Source organism: Halosaccharopolyspora lacisalsi (assembly GCF_014137975.1).
GTDB lineage: Bacteria > Actinomycetota > Actinomycetes > Mycobacteriales > Pseudonocardiaceae > Halosaccharopolyspora > Halosaccharopolyspora lacisalsi.
The window spans coordinates 1-5,697 of record NZ_JACGWZ010000015.1 but is presented as its reverse complement, the minus strand read 5'-3'; the positions used below and the strand labels follow the sequence as shown (position 1 = coordinate 5,697).

Annotated in this window: 6 protein-coding genes; all 6 read left to right on the top strand. The window is 66.9% G+C overall.

What is annotated here, in order from left to right:
* Positions 1 to 249: 249 nt before the first annotated feature.
* Complete coding sequence (locus FHX42_RS25740) at positions 250 to 870, top strand: hypothetical protein (protein ID WP_182547069.1); 621 nt, start codon at positions 250 to 252, stop codon at positions 868 to 870.
* Between the two features lie 35 nt (positions 871 to 905).
* Entirely contained in the window at positions 906 to 1,148 is a 243-nt protein-coding gene (locus FHX42_RS25735; protein ID WP_220480901.1) for a hypothetical protein, read from the top strand.
* A gap of 87 nt (positions 1,149 to 1,235) precedes the next feature.
* A complete protein-coding gene (locus tag FHX42_RS25730) occupies positions 1,236 to 2,591 on the top strand; it encodes a fibronectin type III domain-containing protein (RefSeq protein ID WP_182547067.1) in 1,356 nt (451 codons plus the stop codon).
* Positions 2,588 to 3,220 (top strand): lytic polysaccharide monooxygenase auxiliary activity family 9 protein, encoded by a 633-nt coding sequence (locus tag FHX42_RS25725; protein ID WP_182547066.1) that lies wholly within the window; start codon positions 2,588 to 2,590, stop codon positions 3,218 to 3,220. The genes FHX42_RS25730 and FHX42_RS25725 overlap by 4 nt, the downstream gene beginning before the upstream one ends.
* Position 3,221: 1 nt before the next feature.
* Positions 3,222 to 4,649, top strand: a complete 1,428-nt coding sequence (locus FHX42_RS25720; RefSeq protein ID WP_182547065.1) for a flavin monoamine oxidase family protein — start codon at positions 3,222 to 3,224, stop codon at positions 4,647 to 4,649.
* Between the two features lie 527 nt (positions 4,650 to 5,176).
* Positions 5,177 to 5,697, top strand: a 521-nt coding sequence (locus FHX42_RS25715; protein WP_220480900.1) for a hypothetical protein, incomplete at its 3' end; no start/stop codon positions are given.

Sequence of the window (5,697 nt, the reverse complement as noted above, 5' to 3'; positions counted from 1 at the left end):
GACAACCCGGGGGTGGCCACCGTCGGCACTGGAAGCAACGCCGGGCTGATCACCGGTGTGGCGGACGGGTCGACCACCGTCACGGCCACCTACGGCGGCCGGACCGCTCAGGTGTCGGTGACCGTGCCCGCTGCTACCGCGTCGACCCGCAAGAGCACGCGCACGTGATGACCACCGGCGGCGAACCACGCACGTTCGGGGTTCGCCGCCGGTTTCGTGTCCCTGCCAGTGAGAACGGAGAAAACGGCAATGGCGAACACACACGGACAGCCACACGACACCAGCCACGGAACCAGCAGCAACGGCGACGCCCCGACCGAACACCCGGAGGTACTGGCCAACACCGGTGGCGACGAGACGCCCGACGAGAAGATTCGGCATCTCGACCAGGAACAGACGAAGCGACTCAACGCGCAGAACGTGCGGTTGACCAACGTGGAGAACCTGGTCACCGAGAAGACGGGCGCGCTCGAACGCGAGTTGAAGTCCCTCAAGGCCAGCGTGGACAACAACGCCGCGAGTATCCGTAGCTTCACCGACAGCATCAACGCTGCCCGGCAGGCTGCCCAGCAGGCCAAGAAAGCCACTGACCAGCTGTCGGCGCACGTGGAGCAGGCCATTGACGCTCAGGCCCTGAGTAACCAGGAGTTCGACCGCAAGATCCAGGCCAACTCTGATCAGATCCACAACACAGCCGAGCAGGCCAACCAAGCCCTGACGGACGCAGTCAAGACCCTCAACAAGAAGATCACCGACGGGGACGCGGAGGTCACCAGCAAGCTCGGGGCCCTGGAGGGCGAGTACCGGGCGCACACGCACCACTTCCGGTTCGACGGCACCACCGACGCACCCGCCAAGCCCAGCAAGTGACCACCGGACCCGCACGACCCTTCACAGGAGACATGATGCGTAAGACAACCGCAGGAATCGCGACAGCGCTGGCCGTGGCCGGCGCCGGACTGTTCGCCGGTACCGCCTCAGCCGCACCCGCCACGAATGCGGCTCTGCCCGAACTGCCCGCGTGCTCCGTGCCGCCGATCCCCGAACCCGAAAACGAAGGACTCATTGACGGGGCATGGATCGGTGTGTTCACCACGTTCAACGAGGTGGCGTGCAACACGTTCGACGTGGTGCACGAGGTGGCGTGACCGGTGGACATGAGCGACCCGCACACCGAGGACAGTTCCTCGGTTGACGACCGGATCACCCAACTCGACCAGCGGTTTACGCAGCAGATGAACGAGTTGCGGAGAGATTCCGTCGCGGATCGCAACGACACAGCTCAGAGCGTCACGACGCTGCGTCAGGACGTGGCAGACCTTCAGGCCGGGGTCAGCAACAACCGCGCGAGTATCGAGACGCTGCAACGCACGTGCGAGCACGATCACACCGATAAGGACGGACATAGCATGGCGATCCAGCCTCCGACCGGGGTGAAAGCACGGTTCGCTCCTGGTTGGGCCTATCTGACGGTGGCGCCGAAAAACGGGCACTCGATCGAAGTGGAGTATTCCACCGACGACAGCACCTCGTGGCACGCCGCGTCCACGTTCGGCGCGGAATACCTCGTTCCCATGTACAACGACCCACGTCGCACCGAGTGGCGCGCCCGGTACAAGCGGGCCGAGTCCGTGTCCACGTGGACGACCGGCAAGGTCGGCAGCCCGGATTTCTTTCAGGAAGACAGCGACCACAAACCGAACCCCGATCCGACTCCGGATACGCCTCCGGCCGCGCCGAACGGGGTGCAGGTCACGGCGGAGGACGCGACCGCCGGCACTGCCCGGATCGAGTGGTCCCAGACCGGCACGGTCGACCACTGGGAAGTCAAGACGGGTTCCGGCGAGTTCCAGCCGGCCAGCGGCCGTGACTATGTCCTGCGGAACCTGACGCCGGGCACAGCCTACGAAGTGCAGGTACGGGCAGTCGGTAAGGGCAACAGTGGGTTGCTGTACTCGCCGGCCACCACGCACCGGTTCGTGTTCCAGGCCGACGTGAAGCCGGACCCGGACCCGGACACGACGGTGGCCACCCCCCGCAACGTGCGGGCACACTGCATCGCACCCACTTCCACGAAACTCGAGTGGGACCGCGATCCGGTGGTGCACGAGTACGAAGTATGGCTCGACGCGGCGCAGAATGCGGCACAGCGCACCCAAGACACCCTGGTGTCGGTGAAGGGACTCAAGCCGGAGACGCAGTACACGGCGCACGTGGTGGCGCACACCGCCGACGGCCGCAAGTCCCAGCCGGGCAGCATCGTGTTCAAGACCGGTAGCCCGGAGCCCGCGCCGGACCCGGACCCGGACGTGGACGTCAAGGCGGATTGGCCGGCGCCCGATTTGATGGTGTGGCCGATCGAGAACGGCAAAGTCCGCGCGACGTGGGACGACCCGGACGACGGCAGCAAGCCGAAGTCCGCGATGGGCTACCCGTTTTGGCACGTCTCCGTTGACCAGCGCACCTGGTACTTCACGAAGACTCGGGAATTCGAATTCGAAGTGGCACCGGGCGCTGAGGTCATGTTCAGCGTCTACGGCGTGTGGGACAACACGCTGACCGCGATCGCCACAAAGGGGGCTGCGCTGTGACTGAGCCAGTGTTGGAAATTGAAACCACCGAGATCATGGCCGGGCACGGCTACGTGCGTACCCCCCGGTCGCGGGTCATCGCCGCGCACGAAGACCCGTCGTTGGGCGCGAAGGTCCCGGAGCCACAGTCCATCGAACGCCCGAAAGGGTTCCCCGCGTACACGCGGCAACACAACGGGCAGACGTTGACGATCCCCCCGGATGGTCAGCTCATGTCCGCCGGGATCGAGCCGTATAAAGACCTGGACGGTCCGGTGTCCCCGTCCGGGCAGCCGTGGCCGGCGATGCCAGTCACCCCGGGCGGCACCATCCGTATGTCGTGGTGGCTGACTGCGCAGCACAAAACGCAGAAGTGGCACTACTACATCACGAAGGACAGCGCTGATCTGTCGAAGCCACTCACGCGGGACATGCTCGAGCCGCTGTGCGAAATCTGGTGGCTGCACGGGCCGAACGCTGACCAGTTTTGGACCGCGCCGTTCCCCGTGAAGGACGTGCACCACTGGATCAAGATGCCCACCAAGCAGGGTCGGCACATCATCTACGCCGTGTGGGACGTGGCCGACACCGCGAACGCGTTTTACCAGGGCATTGACGTGGATTTCTCGCCGAACGTGAAGGACTCCTGACATGAGCAGGGTGGCGATCATCGGGGCCGGCGTCGCGGGACTGGCCGCGGCGTATCGGCTGCACCAATCCGGACATGACGTGACCGTGCTCGAGGCGAAGTCCCACGCCGGAGGGCTGTCGCAGACGGCGCGGGATGGGTCGGTGGTCACCGAGCTGCACGACGGTGAACGTGTCGCACAGACCGTGCGGCTTCCTGAGGGGCACTACGTCAATCTCGGACCCGGGCGGCTGCCGCACCATCACCGCCGGATGCTCGGGTTGTGCCACGAGCTTGGCGTTGAGCTGGAAACCTACATCATGTCCAGCGACGCGAACCTGTACGCGGACACCGCCACCGGTGGCCGCTACTCGCGTCGCCGGCTGGCGAACGACATGCGCGGCTACGTCGCCGAGAAAGCCTACGCCGGGCTGTCCGGCGACGGTGCGGAGATGGCGCGCGCGTTCGGTGACCTGGACGGGGAAGGCATCTACCGGGGCACCGGCCGTTCCCCCGGCACGCCGTTGAAGCGTGACGAGTTGGCTCGGATGCGGGCGTGGCAGCACTTGTTCCTGCAACCGCTGTCGCACTACTGGCAGAACACGTTGTTCCAGCCAGTCGGGGGGATGGACCGGGTGTGGCGAGCGATCCTCGCTCAGGTTGAAGACTCGGTGCAGTACAACGCCCCGGTGCAGCGGATCCAGCAGCGCCGCAACCGGGTGCAGGTCACGTGGACGTGGGGCGGCTACCGCACGTCGGAGTCGTTCGACTGGTGTCTATCGTCGGCTCCGCTGCCGCACGTGGCCGAGCATGTGGAGCTGAAAGGCTTCGACCGCGAGTTCACCGACGCGGTCGAGTCGGTCGAGTTCGCGCCGGCCTGCAAGGTGGGTTGGTACTCCCGAACCCGCTGGTGGGAAGACGAAGAGATCTACGGCGGCATCAGCTACTCGGATCACGACATCCAACAGTTCTGGTACCCGTCCAGCGGGCACTTCGGGGCGGACGGTGGCACGCTGACCGGCGCGTACAACAGCTATGAGGCGGCCGAACGGTTCCAAGCAATGTCGGTGCCGGACCGGATCGCCACCGCCCGTCAGGGCGGGAGTCTGCTGCACGAGCAAGTAGCAGACCCGAGCATCATCCCCACGGAGAACGCCGCCACCGTCGCGTGGGCCCGGGTGCCGTACCAGCGGGGCGGGTGGGCCCACTGGCGGCCGGACGATCCGAAACACCGAGCGGCGCTGGCCACGCTGCGCCAACCCGCCGGGCGGTTCGGAGTCATCGGCGACCAGGTCAGCGACTGGCCGGGTTGGCAGGAAGGCGCGGTGTGGTCCGCCGAGCGCGCGCTTGCGTGGATCCACGACGAACCCACCGGTGGCGCCGAGCCCGCGGAAACCGAAGTGCCGGATTCGCGGTGGTTGACGACCGGCGTTCCCGGGGGGACCGGGTGACGGAACCAGCTCGTGACGACCCCTGTCCCCCGCCACCCGTGGATGGGGGGCAGGGGCGCGTCACACCGACCGACATCGGCAACGACGGCACATGGCCCATGCCCCCGGGTAGTGGACCGTGCCGCACGTGGCCGCTCATGCCCGGGTGCGGGTGCCTCGCGCCCGGGGACGCGTCCCACGAGTGGCAAGGGGCCGCGTCGTGGACGCCGGAGCAGACGAACGCGGTGGAAGCGGCCACCGAAATTCTGTGGCGCCTCACGGCCGGTGTGTACGGCATGTGTCAGGAAACGATCCGGCCGTGCCGCTCGTGCACGTGCGACCCGTGCCGCGACGGGCACGGGTTCCACCTGGCTCGTTCCGGCGGGCACTGGTGGAACGCCGGGTGCGGCTCGTGTGGCTATGGCATGGACCGGTGCGGGTGCCCAGCACTTCCCGAACTGCGGTTGCCCGGCCGCGTGTACTGGGAGCCGTTGGCGCGTCCGCCGGACTGGTCGCGGCCATACCGGCCGGCTGACCGGCCGCCGGACGTGACGTTCTCGGATGCGTCTCCGCGGTACCGGCTGATCGTGTGGCAGGACGGGCAGACCCTCATGGAACCCGGCTGGCCGCTCGAGTGGGTTCCGGGTGAGCCGTTGCCGTCGGACTGGACGCCGGCTCGCGGTCAGTACTGGCTGTACGACTCGGACCGGCTTGTGCGCACTGACGGGCAACCGTGGCCCACTGATCAGGACTTGTCGCGGCCGTTGCAGCCCCGCGAGCAGTACCCGAACGAATCGGAAGGCACGTTCGGGATCCAGTATTGGCGCGGCACTCCGGTCCCCCCGGGTGGTCGGCGCGCGGTCAGCATCCTGGCGTGTGAGCTGTGGAAAGCCTGCCAGGATGATCCGTCGTGCCGGCTGCCACGTGGGGTGCAGAGCGTCACCCGCGAGGGGGTGCAGTACACGATGTTGGAACAGCAATCGGGGCTGCTGGACTATCTGCCGGACGTCAACGGGTGGGTGCGCACGGTCAACCCGCACCACCGGCGGCAACAGTCCCGCGTGGTGTC